Source organism: Paraburkholderia sediminicola, assembly GCF_046026675.1.
GTDB lineage: Bacteria > Pseudomonadota > Gammaproteobacteria > Burkholderiales > Burkholderiaceae > Paraburkholderia > Paraburkholderia sediminicola_F.
Genome location: NZ_JAQQEY010000001.1, coordinates 2,545,548 through 2,561,311 on the forward strand (window position 1 = coordinate 2,545,548; position 15,764 = coordinate 2,561,311).

Sequence of the window (15,764 nt, forward strand, 5' to 3'; positions counted from 1 at the left end):
TTTCGGATACCTAATTCAAGGCGAGTCTACGAGTCTCTGTTTTTACGATCCTGCCGGTTTTCGCTAACCCGTCAGGCGGTTTTGTGCTCGGTCAGATTGAGATAGCGAATCATCTCCTCACGCATGGCGAACTTCTGTACTTTTCCCGTAACAGTCATGGGCAGTTCGCTCACGAAGCGAATATATTTTGGCACCTTATAGTGCGCGATCTGCCCTCGGCAAAAGTCTCTGATGTCCTCCTCAGTCGAACCTTCGCCTTTTCGAAGCACGATCCAGGCGCACAACTCCTCGCCGTTCTTCTCATCCGGTACGCCAAACACCTGCACATTCTGTATTTTTGGATGCCTGAAGAGGTACTCCTCAACTTCGCGAGGATAGATGTTCTCTCCCCCTCGAATCACCATGTCCTTCAATCTTCCGACGATGTTGCAATATCCATCGGCGTCGATCGTGGCGAGATCGCCTGTATGCATCCATCCGTCAACGATGTTTTCGCGCGTTTTTGTCTCGTCTTCCCAGTACCCCTGCATCACCGAGTACCCTCTTGTACAGAGTTCTCCCGTCTCACCGACAGATACAGTCTTACCATCGAAATCAACGATCTTCACTTCGAGATGAGGTTGAATCCTCCCGACCGTTGTCGTGCGCTTATCAAGCGGATCCGTGGTTCCGCTCTGAAACGACACGGGGCTGGTCTCCGTCATGCCATACGCAATGGTGACCTCTCGCATATTCATCCTGGTCACGACCTGATTCATTGTCTCGACCGGACAAGGCGATCCCGCCATGATGCCGGTCCGCAGACTGCTCAGATCAAACGATGAAAAGTCTGCATGCCCCAGTTCAGCGATAAACATCGTCGGCACCCCGTGAAGCGCGGTGCAACGCTCTTCAGAGACCGCTGCGAGCGTTGCGCCGGCGTCGAATCCTTCGCCCGGGAAAACCATTTGAGCGCCAACCGAGACACACGCCAGTACGCCGAGCACCATGCCGAAACAGTGGTACAGCGGCACAGGAATACAAAGCGAGTCGGCTTCGGACAGCTTCATCGCCATGCCGACAAAGCGCGCGTTGTTGACAATGTTCCGGTGCGTCAGCGTTGCACCCTTGGGGCTGCCGGTGGTGCCGCTTGTGAACTGGATATTGATCGGGTCCTGCGAAGAAAGTGTTTGCTCGACGGTATCGATTACCTCACGCCCGTCGTCTCGAAGCATCCCCTCTCCGCGTTGCATGACCGCGTGGAACGACATGACACCGGATACGCGCCAGTCACCCACGGAGATCACCGTACGAAGGTCCGGCAGACGTTCGACCTTCAACTCGTCCGGCTGCTGCGACGCGAGTTCAGGCGCAATGTCGAGCAACATCGAAATGTAGTTTGACGTTTTGAAGCTCTCGGCGGTGACGAGCGCTTTGCATTTCACTTTACGCAGCGCGTACTCGAGTTCCGAAACACGATAGGCGGGATTGATGTTGACCAGCACAGCACCGATGCGCGCCGTCGCGAACTGCGTGAGCAACCATTCAAACCGGTTGGGAGACCAGATGCCGACGCGATCCCCTTTTCCTATTCCCAACGACAGAAGCCCTGCGGCAAGCTGATCGACATGATCGTCAAATTCGCTCCACGTCCACCGTACAAGTTGCTCCCGGAATACCACAGCTTGCTGATCAGGAAATCTGCGTGCTGTTTCTCTCAGAAACTGGCCGACTGTGGACTCGCTCAACGGAACGTCCGTCGAACCCCGTACGTAGGCAACGCCATCGGCAGGCGCTTCGAGCGTAAGGGAACCGGGTAAAGTGTGCATGAAGCCGTCCTCCATCGTTACTGCGCGTTTCCGCCAAAAATTCCGCTGAACGGAGTTATGTAGCGATTGCAATGCCGTCGGCCCCAGTCGAAGGCCGACATCGAAAACGCTTTATTTCCCGTGAAAAACCATCTCGCCCGGTTCTTCATCGCGATCGAACGCCTCGGCCGTGTGGGCGAAACCTCGCGTGGCGTCCTCCGTGTTGTACAAGTCCATGCACACATCCAGCATGGCGGCATCCGCACCGGGGATGCCGCCGCTTGACCACACCTTGAGCAAGGTGCGCGTCGCTGCGTACGAAAGCGTCGGACCGTCGGAGAGCTGCGTAACCAGTTCGGCGGCAACACGTTCGAGCGCATCGGGTTCAGCCACGTGCGTGGCAATCCCGAGGTCCCGGGCCACGCTGCCGGGAATCGCGTCACCGAGCATCGCGAAACGGGACGCGTTGCTACGCCCCACGCGCTCGGCCAGCCGCTGCAGCGCTCCTGCAATAGGAAGCATTGCCGTCGTGACCTCGACGCACCGGAACACGGCGTCGGTCGACGCCACAATGAAGTCACAGTTCAACGCGAGTTCAAAGCCGCCGCCAAAAGCCAGACCTTGCACCACCGCCACCGTCGGGACGCGGAGCGCTTCGATTGCACGATACGAAGTGTTGATCTCCGCGACGAAGGTGCGGAACCAGTTCAAGTCCTTTCCTGGCCATTCGCGAACCTCGCCACCGAGACTGAAGTTGGGTCCTTCGGCCCGAACGACCAGTACCCGGATATCGCTTTCGCTAGCTTCGTGAACCGCCTGCCGGAGACACTCTGCAAACCGTGCATCGAGCCGGTTGTACGGCGGATTCGCCAGAACGATATTCCCGACCTTCCCGTCGAGCTCAAAACGTATGCTTTTCATCGCCTAACCTCACTATTCAGTCAGATTCACCGAGTGTTCCGTGACGCCCGGGAATGTTTCGTCATTCAGGAGTTGTCTTGATTCAACGGAATGATTGGAAGAAGCAGATGTGAAGGACGATCCGCGTCACGGTAAATCTTGTGAGTAACCGTGTTGCTGCTGGTGACGTGATACGGAATGTATTCAACGTCGGTCATCGCGCCCGTTCCTGTCGGCGCGTCCATGCTGCAGATCTCGATACAGATCCGATGACCGGCCTTGAACTGGTTTGCCGTTGCGAGCACCTGGATTTCATACTTGACGATCTCGCCCGGTGTGACCGGCGCGATCGACTCCTTCGTCAATTTGTGAAACGGCTCCGCAGGTGTGGATCGGGCAGGATCCGTTGCGCGGTATGACGCTTTCAACCAGCCGCGGGTAAGTTCTCGCTCAGGTAGCGTCTCCGGAACCGACCGTTCGCCGACGCGTGCAGTAACCACCGATACGTCCGGGCCCACGTCCTTGAGTACGACAATCCAGTTGGTGTCCGTCTGGTCGATCTCAGCGTAGAGCGTCAGCGAGATGGGACCTGCAACCAGCACGTCCTGCGCAAGCGGCTCAGTCATGTAACGCAGGCGCTCGACCTTGGACGTCTTTTTGAGCGGCATTTGCGTAAAGACATCGGGTTCCCGATGCGCGTTGCCAACCTCCGCTGCAGGACGAGGGGCGTCCGCGGAAAGCTGCTCCCAGCCCGAAAGGTAGTACTTCGCCCATTGCGTCTCAGGTAAAGGCCAGTCACTACCCGTGCGCCATTCGTTGGCGCCCATCACCCAGTAACGAACCGGCGCTTCGTTCATGATGCCGGTATCGATACCCTTCAACCAATAGTCGTACCAGCGAATAACTTCGTCGTGGTATTGATGGAATGGCCGCTCCAGATGCGCCGGGCCCGTAAAGATCAGCTTGCGCGGCTGTTTGACATTGCTGAAGTAATGCTGCGCGCCAAGCCAGTGCAATTTGTAGGTGTAAGCGTAGGCGCCAGAACCGGTATAGAACGGCACCTTGATCGACTTGAAAATTTCCTCGGCTCGCTCGACCGTCCCTTCCGGCTCCCAAGGGTTCGTCATGATGTGATACATCACCCCCGTGCGTTGCCCCTTCTGTGTCAGGATGTTGTACAGGTTGATGTACATCTTGTAGTCGGGATTGCGCATGGCTGCGCGCCAAAGTTCCTCTTGCGCTTCAGGTAACGTACCCGGCACACCGCGCGGCTCATGCACCGTGCTGAAAACGTCAAGCAGGTACGGAAACGTGTGAATGACGCCACCGGGATTGAAGTCCCGGAACCCGAACATCCCGCCGTATGCACTACAGGCGTCGTACGGAAAGATTGCCTTGAGCGCGGGGTGACCCTGCGCCGCCGCACGCCACTGTTCACCGGCAAAACCCGAGATCCCCACCATGCCGACCTTGCCGTCGGACCACGGCTGCTGCGTGATCCATTCGATCATGTCGTAATGGTCGGTATTCTCCTCGCCATAGTGGCCTTCCGACTTGGCGGAGCCGCGCGGTTGCGCAATAACGTGCACATAACCATTGGCGATGAAGCGGCGAGTGTCCCCCGCTTCTATTGGCCCGAACCAGAGTGGCGCATGCGCGGGCTGTGGGGGCAAGACGTCCGCAATATCCGGACCCTGAAGATCCTTGTTGTGCAGCGCTGAAGCGTACAGCACGGGATACTTGCCATCCGCATCCGGCCGATAAACGTCCACCGCAAGACGGGTTCCGTCCCGCATCGTTACGACGATGTCGCGTTCTTCAATCATGTCTCCTCCTTCGTTGGCCTGTTCGGCGTCAACAGACGGCCCTCTTAAGACCGAAAATTTGCTCTACCCACCGACATGCGCTTTTGCGTTCGCTCATCGAGAGCCGCACGATCAGGCAGGGTCCGTAATTCACTATACTTCACGTCCGTAAAGTATGCAAGACGAACAACGTGCCAAAGATAAAAGTTTGAATCCCAAATGAATTGCGATCCTGGAAGGGCTACGTGTCCAGGACTTCGCGTGCTAGCGCCATACCGTCACTGCGTGGTGCTGTTCGGCAACGATGGATCATCCGTCGATCCCGTACCGATGTCCGCCACGTGTTCGGTCAGCATTCGCCGTTGTTCAGAGAGCACGCGGGCCATGACGGTCATGCATACGCAAGCCATCAAAAGCGGTATCGACAACAACGCACACGTGAGCAGGTACGGAAACCCCGATATGACGATCACGCCAATCAAAGACGAACCGACGATTGACCCCAGACGTCCGATCGCAACGTTCCAGCCACCGCCAGACGCACGCAGCGCAGTCGGATAGAAGATGCCCGGAATGGTGTTGACACAGATCAGCGGTCCTCCAACCGCTATGCCGGACAGGAAGACCACGCCCGCGTGCCACTGAGTGGTTTCGGAAATGCCCAACGCGATGACAAGCAGGGAGCCCGCGCCGAACGCCACGGAAACGACCGACGCCACGTTATAGCGACGAACAAGGATGGCGAAAAGAACCGCGCCGCCAAGCGCACCGAACTGGAACATTGACGATACTTGCGAGGCGTCGTGCATCGATAGCCCCAGCTGCTTCAGGTGGGTCGGCATCCAGCTTCCAATCAGAAAGAACACCAGATAACCCGCAAACTCCGCAAGCCATGTCAACACGGTGCCGAGCCGGTATTTCGTGCTCAACAGTGCCCTGCTTCCGCTGATCGATTCACGCGCTTCCGCGATGAATAAATGCATTCCAGAGCAGTCTAATGACGGAAATACTTTGGCAAGAACCCGTAGTGCCTCGTCATTGGACCTTCGACTGGCCACGACGTAGAGTGGCGACTCAGGCACTTGCCATGCAAACAAGGCAACGACACCAAGCGGTAAAAGACCGCTCAGTACCAGCATGCCTCGCCACCCCAATGCCCCGATAGCGAGAGACGTCACCAGACCAGCGGCTGCCGCACCGAAAAGAAATCCACAGTAAGTCGATGCAAGCATCGCCGAGCGTGAACGGTCGGGGCTATATTCCGCGACGATCGCCGACGTAGCGGGCATCGCTGCGCCGATGCCGAGACCGGTTATGAAACGCAAGGCAATCAGCTGAAATATCGACTGTGCTTCGCTCGACATCACACCCGCGATTCCAAACCATGCGATTGCCACGATGCTCACCGTTCGACGACCGACACGGTCAGCCAGTGTTCCTCCAACGATCGATCCAATCAGCAAACCGGTGAGTCCGAAGGCCACCAGAGGCGAAAGCGCGACGCTCGATAGCTGCCAATGCTGGCTTATCGCAGGTGCGATAAAACTGATCACAATGGTGTCGAAACCTTCGATCGCTGTTGCCGCGAAGCAGATGAGGAACACGGCCCACTGCTTACGCCCCATAGGCATATCGTTGAAAATCTCGCGCACATCCCGCTGGGCATAGCCTATGCTATTCATCGCATTGTCCTTGACGATCAATCACCTGATTCCGGTGTCAATCTGGGTTCACCTGTTTCTCGACACCACCGACATCACACGCTCGTTAAAACCGGTGACGGATCCCAACTCTCAACAAGCCCTGAGTTTGTCCACTCGATGGTGAAGGAATCAACGTGATCTGCGCCTGAGTCGCCGAACCCGCCGCCTTCAGCAGTTCGGCCGCAAAGTAAACGTCCGTCCGCTTCGAGAGGAAATAGTTGGTGTAGAGATCGATTGCCCGATAGATTGGCGTCGCGGAGGTCGCATCCACTTTGCCGTGCGTGTAGATGTACGCGGCACCTGCGAACAGAAACGGCGTGATGAAGTAACCGATACTTGCTTCGTAGTTGTCGAACCGCACGTTACTGCCAAGAAAGCCTTTCTTGAATTGCGTCGACGTAAACTGGAAGGCCATGGAAGCGCTGCCGAGCTTGTACGATGCACCTACCCCTGCGATGGATTCGCTTTCCGCGCTCTGCACGTACGGGGCATAAATGATGTTTCGCGGTGTGATGCTATCGAATGCTGCGGCATACGGATTCTTGATGATCGTATAGGCGGCCGCAACATACAGCGGGAAGCTAATTCCGTTGTAACTCAGTCCCACCGACGTCACGCTATTCGTTGAGAATTGTCCGGGCTGCCCACCAAAGCTATAGAGCGCACCAAATGTGAAGCCTGCAATTTTGGGGCTGGCGTATTTGACCGAGTTGTTAATGCGTATGCTTCCGCCAACGTTGTCGACGTCACCGGCGTGAGCGAAGTAGACCGCCCAGTTCAAACCGGCTGCGATGGGAGAAAGCATTTCGGCTACTTCCTCGTATTGGCGCCCAAGCGTGAACGTCCCATACGGGCTTGAAATTCCGACGTACGCCTGACGGCCGAACAGACGCCCATTGTTCGACAGGTTGCCGCTCGACACGTCAAAGCCGTTTTCCAACGTGAAGACCGCCTTGTAGCCGCCGCCCAGATCTTCGGCGCCACGCAGCCCCCATCTGGACAGTGATCCACCTCCGCTCTGAACCAACCAGGCTGAATGTCCGTTCTGATTGCTTGCGTAGGTCAAGCCTTCATCCAGCAGACCGTACAGTGTCACTGAACTTTGCGCATACACCACCGCAGGCGTGACACAAAACAGCGCCGCGGCCAGGGACAATCTCTTCATCTCCTGTCTCCTCTGTCGTTTTGAACGCACTGTGCTAACTGGCACATCAGGGCTACTGGAATGAAGGATATGTCTAAATTTTCCGTTCGTATAGTTTAATTTGAATAGGAGTATCCCCAGGTGTCCTTCACCTGACGAATGAAGGGAACGGGACCTGACTTCACGCAGGGATCTGGAAGGGATTGAACCTGGCTGCCGATCAGATCGGCAATCGATGGCGACGTCGCGCAGTAGCGACTTTACGAAGACGTCAACTGGAAAAGGAGATGGGGATGTGTGGACCGCGCGAGATAACAGCGTCTCAGTTCAGGACTTTTTCAGACCTTCCTTGAGACGAGATTTTTATCTTCAGGTCGATGCGCTTCGGGGCGACTCAGAGTTTGCGATGAATTGTGCGACTCGCTCGGAAAACTCCTTCGTCGACGCGCATCGCAGGAACGCATGTTTTCCCGTTCAAGATGGCGCTCAAGGCTATCTTCGGCCACCATCCCAACAAGCGATTTCATTTCTCTGACCGCTGTCACGGGTACGTCGATAATTTTCCGCGCGAGCGCCAGCGTGGTGTCCTGCAAGGAAGCGGGTTCGGCAATGCTCTGAACGAGCCCTAGCTGCCTGGCCTCGTCCGCAGTCAACGAGTCACGCGTCAACAGGATCTCTAGTGCCCTCGGCGCTCCCAATCGACGCGCGAGATGAAAAGACAAACCGCCGTCGCTTGATGTTCCCAGCTTGGCGTAGCCGACAACAAAGCGCGCCGTGCTTGACGCGACCACCAGGTCGCACGCCATTGCCAGCGAAAAACCCGCACCTGCTGCCGCTCCTTGAACGCTAGCGATCACAGGTATCGGCAAACGCCGCATCGCCACGATCGTGGCGTGCAGTGCGGTAATTAGCGATTCGAGGTAGGAATCAGAACGCTGCACTCCGTCGAAGATCTGGCGAAGCTCTCCGCCGGCTGAAAATATCCTGCCCTTGGCTTGAAGTATCACTGCGCGATACTTCGCCGAACCCTCAACCTCGCGGAGGACGCCCAACAGTTCGTCGCAGAACGCCTTGTCGATCGAGTTCGCGCGTGCTTCGTTCACCATCGTAACGAAGGCGATGTCGTCACTTGATGTCAGCGTGATTTTGCTTTCCATCTGTCCTTGATCCGTGAATTACATCTGTAGCCGGATTCAGTTCTGCAGTCGGCTGGGCGGGCGGAATATTTGAACCTCTGGACCAATCAGGTCAGCTTCATTATACTTTACAACATGTTAATTTAAAAGAAAATTGAGCGGCAAGGCGCGTCGTATCGGCTGAGTACGCGGCATGCGCGACGCAATTTTTGTCTGACGATTCGAAACCTCTTTAATCTCGTGCTTTTTGCCGAACCAACGACGTGCCTTGCCTCGCTTGAAGTTGTTGGCGCATCAGGCCGGCGGTCGTTAAATAGTGTGTTACTGTGCCGGCCAAATTGACTGTGCTCAACGGGTTCAGCGCGGCCAGGCTTCGGCGCTGAGTGTGTGATACCGTTGCGAAGCCTGCCTTCGTTGACGCTCGCGGCCTGCTACGCCTACCGGGTGGTCGTCCGTCCGAAGGCGGAAGGCACCGGAGCACAGAAGCAACGCAATAACGAATTTCCCAATCGAGAAACCAAATGGCGGACAGCGCAGGTTCCAAGAACGTTGGTAACAAAAGCAGACCAACCGAACTCAAACGTGCAGAGCAGCAGCGGGCGCAGGAAACCCGCTCCGCGATCCTGAACGCGGCACTTGCCGAATTCGCCACGAAGGGCTTTGAGGCTGCGAGTATTCGTAGCATCGCGGATCGCATCGGCTTGCAACATCCGCTTATCACCTACCACTACCGATCCAAAGACGTTCTCTGGCAGGCGGTGGCGGAGTTTGTGTTCGAACGCATTCGCCATGAGTGGGATGCCAATCTGACGGATACTCCCCCCGCCCTGGCGGCGGACCGGGTAAAACTTGTGTACCGCTCGTTGTTCCGGTTCACAGTGGATTTTCCCCAGTTTCACCGCTTCATGCTGCAAGAGTTCCTCGTGTACAGCCCTCGTTTGCAATGGCTCGCCGACACAGTGCTCAAGCCGTTGATCAACTGGCTAATTCCACAGATTCGCGCGGCGCAGGATGAAAACACCTTGCCCAAAGTCGAGCCGATCCTCTTGCACTACCTCATGATCAGCCTGACATCGACGCTCTCTGGATTCGGCCCGGAAATGCTGGCGACCAGCAATGTCTCTGCGTCCGATCCAGCCGTTGTTGATGCGTATTGGCAGATGGTCGAGACACTCGTCTTCAGCAAACAGCCGGAGACACCATGCGCGGACAAGGCCGAATCACGTTCGGGCAAGTCCGGTAGCCGGCCCCGCGCATCCGCGCGCGTGAAGAGCAGCTAAAGTATCCCGCGTTACTGCCCGGTCATCCCTCTCGCTGGCAACGACTCGCGCATCCGCGAGTCGTTCGCGCCTTAAACTGACCCACCACCACTCCGCCAGGTATATATCTACTAAAGCGATGGATTTCATCTGAAAATATAGGCTATCCAGATTGCAGGTCGGAGCCTATCGTGCGGGTTTCCGGCAGACGCATCGTCTGCCACTTCGGAGATCATTTTCATGAAACTGCTACACGTAGATTCCAGCATCCTCGGACAAGGCTCCGTCAGCCGCGATCTGTCAGCGGAAGTCGTCGCGACCTTCCGGGCCCGCCATTCCGACCTTACCGTCACCCGTCTCGACCTGGCCGCCACGCCGATCGGCCATCTGACGGCAGCCCACCTCGCGGCCGCGCAAGGCGCTCCGGTCGACGAGGCATTGAAGGCCGACGTCGCCCTGGGACAGGTCGCGCTCGAGGAGTTCCTCGCCGCCGATATCGTGGTCATCGGCTCACCGATGTACAACCTTGGCGTGCCCTCTCAACTGAAGGCCTGGATCGACCGCATCTCGGTCGCCGGCAAGACGTTCAGCTACGGCGAGCACGGCCCGATCGGACTGTGCGGCGGCAAGAAGCTGGTCATCGCCTCGTCGCGAGGCGGCGTTTACAGCGAAGGCTCGCCCGCCGCTTTCTTCGATCATCAGGAAACCTATCTGAAGGCAGCGTTCGGCTTTCTGGGCATCACCGATATCACCTTCATTCGCGCAGAAGGCGTGGCGATGGGTGAGGACGCACGCAGTGGGGCCATCGCCTCGGCGAAGAAAGAGACCGCCGCGCTCGCCGCGTGAGATAGCAGCGCCATTAACGGGTTGCCAGTCGGGTTTCCGAATCGTGCCGAGTGATGGCGCGTCGGGTATCCGCTTGCACCTGCTTGAGCAAGGAAGAGGGGCGCTGCATGACCCATTCCATGCGCAGCAACAAACGCTGGCTGGCGCTGATCGTTCTCTGCCTCGGCGTGCTCATGATCGTGCTCGATACGCGATCGTCAACGTTGCCTTGCCGTCAATCGCCGCGGACCTCGGCTTCACCGAAACCTCGCTGGTATGGGTGGTCAATGCGGACATGCTCACCTTCGGCGGCTGCCTGCTGCTTGGCGGACGGCCGGGCGATCTCCTGACGACGGCAAAAAACGCATTCGTAAGCAACTCGCTCACCCGCGGCGCACCGAACCGGCGTGACAGTTACGGATTGAGATCGCCGAGACTGGCTGCGCGCAAACGGTCGAAATCGAGAATGGTGATTTCACCGGATTTCAGACTCACTACGCATTGACTTTCGAGGTTCCTGAGCAACTGATTCGTGGTCTGTCGCGACAGCGACACCATTGAAGCCAGGCTGTCTTGCGAGACCCTGATCCTGCTCTGCGAGGCGTTGAGACCGCCATAACCACCGGCGATCATCAGCAAACGGTTCGCCACGCGCTGTGCCGCTGGCAACAGCGTCATCGCTTCGGCGTTCTCGAACGAAACCCGAAGTCTTTGCGCCATCAACAACGCAAAATCGCGCCAATAACGGGGCGTGGAATCGAGCAGGTCCTGCAGCGCGGCACCGGGCACATGCAGCAACAACGTCCTGCTGACGGCCGTGGCGTCGTTCGGCCGTGGCAGCCCATCGAACATCGAGATTTCTCCCACCCATGCCGTCGGTCCAAGCACCGCGAGCAACGCCTCCTTCCCATCCATCCCGACTGTGCCGATAGCGAGTGCGCCGCCCAGCACGGCGTACAGTCCATACGACTGTTCGCCACGCCGATACAGGAATTGGCCCTTTTCCAGCGTGAGCAGGCCGGCATGGCTGATCAGATAGTCCCGCAACTCGACAGGCAGGCCCCGGAACCATGGGGTCGTTTCGAGTTGTGACCGGTAGCGGTGCAGGCTGGATTCCATGGGCGCGTCGACCTGTCGGGTATCCGACAGATTTTAGGCGGGTTCGCGAACATCATGTGAATTCGCATCTGACGACGCAATGACTTTGGACCCTGCGGCATCTGCGGCACCTGCTGCGTCGCAGGCGCAAAATAAGCGATTTCGTAGGGCGCCATTCAGGGTTGTTCCGGGTTATTCCAGGTTGTTCCATTGCTTGAACCATCGAATAAGGAGTGTCGACGTGGCCTCATCTGCTGTCAGTCTGAAGAACGACGTTTCACCTGCCGAATGGGAAGCGCGAGTCAATCTCGCGGCCGCGTACCGTCTCACGGCGCTGTTCGGGTGGGACGATCTGGTGTTTACCCATATCTCGGCGCGCGTGCCAGGCCCTGAACACCATTTCCTGATCAACCCGTACGGGATGATGTTCGAGGAAATCACCGCGTCTTCGCTTGTCAAGATCGGCCTCGACGGCCGCAAGGTTGCCGAATCGCCGCATGACGTCAATCCGGCCGGCTTCACGATCCATAGCGCCGTGCATGCGGCTCGCGAAGACGCCCATTGCGTGATGCATACGCACTCGGTCAACGGCGTTGCCGTGTCGGCGCAGGAAGCGGGACTGCTGCCGCTCTCCCAGCAGTCACTTGGCGTGCTGGCGTCGCTCGGCTACCACGACTACGAGGGCATCGCGCTCAACGAAGCCGAGAAGCCCCGTCTCGTTCAGGACCTCGGAAGCAACACTTACCTGATGCTGCGCAACCACGGCCTGCTGACGGTCGGCGCGGCGCCGGCGGACGCTTTCGTCGCCATGTACTTTTTTGAAGCAGCCTGCATGATTCAGGTGCGCGCCCAGTCAGGTGGCGGCAAGCTCACACCCATCCCGCACCAGATTCTCGACGGCATCAAGGACCAGATCCGGATGGCGACGCGGGGCCTCACGCCCGGGGCACTGGTATGGCCTGGCCTGCTGCGTCGGCTCGACCGCCGCAACCCTGGATATGCAGACTAACGTAGTCCGTTCGCAAGATGTCCGGCACACGATGGCCTATGCCGGACAAATAGCGTAAGCATGTATTAAGCGTCATAGGCCGCGTTTGCCGATTCAACGCAACGCGGACGTAATCTGGTAAGTCACGTGAGAACCTGAATGGCAAAAATCTTTATCTACGGTGCCGGCTCAATTGGTTGCTATGTCGGCGGACGGCTTCTTGCCGGAGGGAGCGACGTCAGTTTCATTGGACGTGCACGCGTGGCCGACCAGTTGCGCAATCAAGGCATCACACTGTCGCGGCACGACAATAGCCGTTGGCATGCCCCGTCGGAGCGCATCGACGTATCGACGGATGCGGCGAGCGCCGCCGCAGCCGACCTCGTGCTCGTCACCGTCAAGTCTGCCGCGACGCCCACGGCCGCGGCCGAACTGGCGAACGTGCTACGCCCCGGCGCGATCGTCGTGAGCTTCCAGAACGGCATTGGCAATGCGGACGTGCTGCGCGCTGCGCTGCCACAGCACACGGTGCTGGAAGGGATGGTGCCATTCAATGTCGTCGAACGCGGCCCCGGTGCCTTTCATCAAGGTTCAGCGGGACAACTGGAGATCAGACATACACCGGCCATGCAGCCATTCGTCGACGAGTTCAGGCGAGCAGGTCTACCGCTGATCCAGCACGCCGATATGTTGCCGGTGCAGTGGGCGAAGCTGTTGCTCAACCTCAACAATGCCATCAACGCGCTGGCGAACCGGCCTTTGAAGGAAGAGCTCTCGCAACGCACCTACCGGCTTTGCCTCGCGATGGCGCAAAAAGAAGCGCTCGTGCTACTGAAGCAGGCCGGCATACGGCCAGCCAGAGTGACGCCGCTTCCAACCACGTGGATACCGCGTGTTCTCAGCGTACCCGATGCGTTGTTTGAACGGCTGGGCCGCGCGATGCTGACGATCGATCCGCTCGCGCGCTCGTCGATGTCCGACGACCTGGCAGCCGGGCGCGCTACCGAAATCGACTGGATCAACGGCGAGGTCGTGCGCCTCGCCCAACGCCTTGGACAAATGGCACCGGTCAACGCACGGCTATGCGAACTCGTGCGGGAAGCCGAGCGAGCCAACGTGCGCCCTTCATGGTCAGGCAAAGCATTGCTGGCTGAGATGCGGGCCGCAGCGCATATCGCTTTGCCATTGCCCTCAAAAATCTGAACGCCGACACACGCGCATCAGGTCGCGGCCACGCCATCAATGGAGTAGATTGATGTCTTGGTCACGCCCCCCGGCGTTTGACCTGGGAGAGAATCATGAAAAGTCGTTACGCGGTTTCGCTGGCAGTCGCTGCAAGTCTTGCTGTTTCAGTCGCATTCGCCCCGGAAGTCGTGGCACAGACAGGCGCCCCCGGGACGAAGCAGATGCAGGACACACAACGGAAAGCCGAACAAAAGGCTCATAGCACAGGCAAGAAATCTCACAAAAAAACCACTCACCAGCAAGTCGCGCCTCAAAAGGCTGGAAGCGCCGGGCCGGCATCCGCCCCCTAGTTTCGCCGGTTGTCAGTCGGTGCGGAGGCGCAGCGGGTTATTAGCCTGCGCCGAAACACTTTCGGTGCAAGCCTGAACACCACCTAGCGCAGCCGCACAATCGTCGACTTCAACTCCGTATATTTCTCGAGCGCGTGCAGAGACTTGTCGCGGCCGTTGCCCGACTGCTTGTAACCACCGAACGGAAAATTCATGTCGTCGGCCCCTTCGTTGTAGCCGTTGATCCAGACTGTCCCTGCGCGCAGACGCCTCGCCACCTCGTGCGCAGTCGCCAGATCGCCGGACCATACGGCAGCCGCGAGGCCGTATTCGGTGTCGTTCGCGATGTGCACCGCTTCGTCGAGGTGATCGAACTCGATCACGGACAGAACCGGCCCGAAGATTTCTTCGCGGGCAATTTTCGCATCCGGCTTGACCTCGAATACGGTCGGTTCGACATAGAAGCCGCCGGTTTCCTCCCTGACTCGCGCGCCGCCTGTCACAAGCCGGCCTTCCCGGCGACCTGCTTCGATATAAGCCGCCACGCGCTCGAACTGGATACGATCGACGATGGGCCCCATCGTCACCGACGGATCGAGCGGATGACCCGGTTCATAGGCACGTGCCGCTGCAACCACCTTCGCAACGAACGCGTCCTTGATATCCTGGTGCACGAGGAGCCTCGAACCCGCCGTGCACACCTCGCCCATGTTGAAGAAAATCGCGTCGGCGGCCGCCTTCGCTGCCCGATCGAGATCGGGGTAATCGGGCAGCACGATGTTCGCCGACTTACCCCCGAGTTCGAGCCACACGCGCTTCAGGTTGGATTGCGCCGCGCATTCCATGATCTGCCTTCCGGTTCTCGTCGAGCCGGTGAACGCGATGCAGTCGACGCCCTGATGCAGCGCGAGCAATCTGCCCGGCTCGGCGCCACCCGTCACGACATTGAATACACCGGGTGGCAGGCCTGCCTCGTGCGCCAGGCGGGCGACGCGAATCGCGGTAAGCGGCGATTTCTCCGATGGTTTGAGAACCACACTATTACCGACGGCAAGCGCCGGGGCGAACTTCCACGCCGCCATCAGCAGCGGAAAGTTCCACGGCACCACCGCAGCGACAACACCCACGGGCTCGCGTGTCACGAGACCAATAAGGTGATGGTCGGCCGGCACGACCTCGCCGCCCATCTTGTCGATCGCCTCGGCATACCATTCGACGCAGTGCGCAGCAGCCGGTATGTCGATGGCCGTGGTGTCGCCAATCGGCTTACCCGCGTCGAGCGTCTCGAGCAAAGCCAACTCCTCGAGGTGCTCACGCATCAATGCCGCCCAGCGCAGGAGTACGGCCTTGCGATCGCGCGGATTCATGCCCGCCCATACCCGCGTGTCGAAAGCCCGCCGGGCCGCCGTGACGGCTGCGTCGACCTCTGCCTCACCGCAGTCAGCGACCTGGACCAGCACGCGGCCATCGATCGGGCTCACGCAGGCGAATGTCCTTTCGCTGTGCGCATGGCGCAGCGCGCCATCGACAAATGCACGCCCTTCGATTTCTATCGCAACGGCTTCATTCTGCCAGTCCGAGAAAGTTTTCTTAATCATCAGGATA

Annotated in this window: 12 protein-coding genes and 1 pseudogene; 5 read left to right on the plus strand and 8 right to left on the minus strand. The window is 58.5% G+C overall.

All coding sequences use genetic code 11. From position 1 onward, the window contains the following. Positions 1 to 71 precede the first annotated feature (71 nt). The 6 genes from PQQ86_RS11050 to PQQ86_RS11075 all read right to left on the minus strand — a co-directional run bounded on the left by PQQ86_RS11050 (position 72) and on the right by PQQ86_RS11075 (position 8,496). On the minus strand, positions 72 to 1,808 hold the full coding sequence (locus PQQ86_RS11050; RefSeq protein WP_408266546.1) for an AMP-binding protein: 1,737 nt from the start codon (positions 1,806 to 1,808) through the stop codon (positions 72 to 74). 111 nt (positions 1,809 to 1,919) lie between these two features. After that, the gene (locus PQQ86_RS11055; protein WP_408266548.1) at positions 1,920 to 2,708 is read right to left on the minus strand and encodes an enoyl-CoA hydratase/isomerase family protein; all 789 of its coding nucleotides are present in this window, start codon (positions 2,706 to 2,708) and stop codon (positions 1,920 to 1,922) included. Between the two features lie 65 nt (positions 2,709 to 2,773). Then, positions 2,774 to 4,513 (minus strand): CocE/NonD family hydrolase, encoded by a 1,740-nt coding sequence (locus PQQ86_RS11060; RefSeq protein WP_408266550.1) that lies wholly within the window; start codon positions 4,511 to 4,513, stop codon positions 2,774 to 2,776. A 257-nt stretch (positions 4,514 to 4,770) separates the two neighbouring features. Continuing rightward, the gene (locus PQQ86_RS11065) at positions 4,771 to 6,195 is read right to left on the minus strand and encodes an MFS transporter (RefSeq protein ID WP_408266552.1); all 1,425 of its coding nucleotides are present in this window, start codon (positions 6,193 to 6,195) and stop codon (positions 4,771 to 4,773) included. Between the two features lie 64 nt (positions 6,196 to 6,259). Next, positions 6,260 to 7,360 (minus strand): porin, encoded by a 1,101-nt coding sequence (locus tag PQQ86_RS11070; RefSeq protein ID WP_408266554.1) that lies wholly within the window; start codon positions 7,358 to 7,360, stop codon positions 6,260 to 6,262. Positions 7,361 to 7,677: 317 nt separating this feature from the next. Then, positions 7,678 to 8,496 carry an enoyl-CoA hydratase/isomerase family protein gene (locus PQQ86_RS11075; RefSeq protein ID WP_408266556.1) on the minus strand — a complete coding sequence of 273 codons (819 nt, stop codon included), beginning with the start codon at positions 8,494 to 8,496 and terminating at the stop codon, positions 7,678 to 7,680. 500 nt (positions 8,497 to 8,996) lie between these two features. Between PQQ86_RS11075 and PQQ86_RS11080 the strand changes: the two genes are divergently transcribed. The 3 genes and pseudogenes from PQQ86_RS11080 to PQQ86_RS11090 form a co-directional block, all read left to right on the plus strand. Continuing rightward, entirely contained in the window at positions 8,997 to 9,755 is a 759-nt protein-coding gene (locus tag PQQ86_RS11080; protein WP_408266558.1) for a TetR/AcrR family transcriptional regulator, read from the plus strand. Between the two features lie 219 nt (positions 9,756 to 9,974). Next, positions 9,975 to 10,580: an FMN-dependent NADH-azoreductase gene (locus tag PQQ86_RS11085; protein WP_408266559.1), complete on the plus strand. Its 606-nt coding sequence runs from the start codon at positions 9,975 to 9,977 to the stop codon at positions 10,578 to 10,580. 107 nt (positions 10,581 to 10,687) lie between these two features. Next, a pseudogene (locus PQQ86_RS11090) lies at positions 10,688 to 10,905 on the plus strand (MFS transporter); the annotation flags it as partial. A gap of 68 nt (positions 10,906 to 10,973) precedes the next feature. Here the strand turns inward: PQQ86_RS11090 and PQQ86_RS11095 are convergent. Further along, entirely contained in the window at positions 10,974 to 11,678 is a 705-nt protein-coding gene (locus PQQ86_RS11095; protein ID WP_408266561.1) for a Crp/Fnr family transcriptional regulator, read from the minus strand. A 220-nt stretch (positions 11,679 to 11,898) separates the two neighbouring features. Here PQQ86_RS11095 and PQQ86_RS11100 point away from each other — a divergent pair, with 220 nt between their 5' ends. Both PQQ86_RS11100 and PQQ86_RS11105 read left to right on the plus strand, forming a co-directional pair. Beyond that, positions 11,899 to 12,666 carry a class II aldolase/adducin family protein gene (locus PQQ86_RS11100; RefSeq protein ID WP_408266563.1) on the plus strand — a complete coding sequence of 256 codons (768 nt, stop codon included), beginning with the start codon at positions 11,899 to 11,901 and terminating at the stop codon, positions 12,664 to 12,666. A 138-nt stretch (positions 12,667 to 12,804) separates the two neighbouring features. Beyond that, a complete protein-coding gene (locus PQQ86_RS11105; RefSeq protein ID WP_408266565.1) occupies positions 12,805 to 13,848 on the plus strand; it encodes a 2-dehydropantoate 2-reductase in 1,044 nt (347 codons plus the stop codon). Between the two features lie 415 nt (positions 13,849 to 14,263). Here the strand turns inward: PQQ86_RS11105 and PQQ86_RS11110 are convergent, their stop codons facing one another. Beyond that, complete coding sequence (locus tag PQQ86_RS11110; protein ID WP_408266567.1) at positions 14,264 to 15,757, minus strand: aldehyde dehydrogenase; 1,494 nt, start codon at positions 15,755 to 15,757, stop codon at positions 14,264 to 14,266. Between the last annotated feature and the right edge of the window lie 7 nt (positions 15,758 to 15,764).

Coding starts and splice junctions, on each gene's coding strand:
- PQQ86_RS11050 (WP_408266546.1), bottom strand. CDS start 1,808: ATGCACACTTTACCCGGTTCCCTTACGCTCGAAGCGCCTGCCGATGGC.
- PQQ86_RS11055 (WP_408266548.1), bottom strand. CDS start 2,708: ATGAAAAGCATACGTTTTGAGCTCGACGGGAAGGTCGGGAATATCGTT.
- PQQ86_RS11060 (WP_408266550.1), bottom strand. CDS start 4,513: ATGATTGAAGAACGCGACATCGTCGTAACGATGCGGGACGGAACCCGT.
- PQQ86_RS11070 (WP_408266554.1), bottom strand. CDS start 7,360: ATGAAGAGATTGTCCCTGGCCGCGGCGCTGTTTTGTGTCACGCCTGCG.
- PQQ86_RS11075 (WP_408266556.1), bottom strand. CDS start 8,496: ATGGAAAGCAAAATCACGCTGACATCAAGTGACGACATCGCCTTCGTT.
- PQQ86_RS11080 (WP_408266558.1), top strand. CDS start 8,997: ATGGCGGACAGCGCAGGTTCCAAGAACGTTGGTAACAAAAGCAGACCA.
- PQQ86_RS11085 (WP_408266559.1), top strand. CDS start 9,975: ATGAAACTGCTACACGTAGATTCCAGCATCCTCGGACAAGGCTCCGTC.
- PQQ86_RS11095 (WP_408266561.1), bottom strand. CDS start 11,678: ATGGAATCCAGCCTGCACCGCTACCGGTCACAACTCGAAACGACCCCA.
- PQQ86_RS11105 (WP_408266565.1), top strand. CDS start 12,805: ATGGCAAAAATCTTTATCTACGGTGCCGGCTCAATTGGTTGCTATGTC.
- PQQ86_RS11110 (WP_408266567.1), bottom strand. CDS start 15,757: ATGATTAAGAAAACTTTCTCGGACTGGCAGAATGAAGCCGTTGCGATA.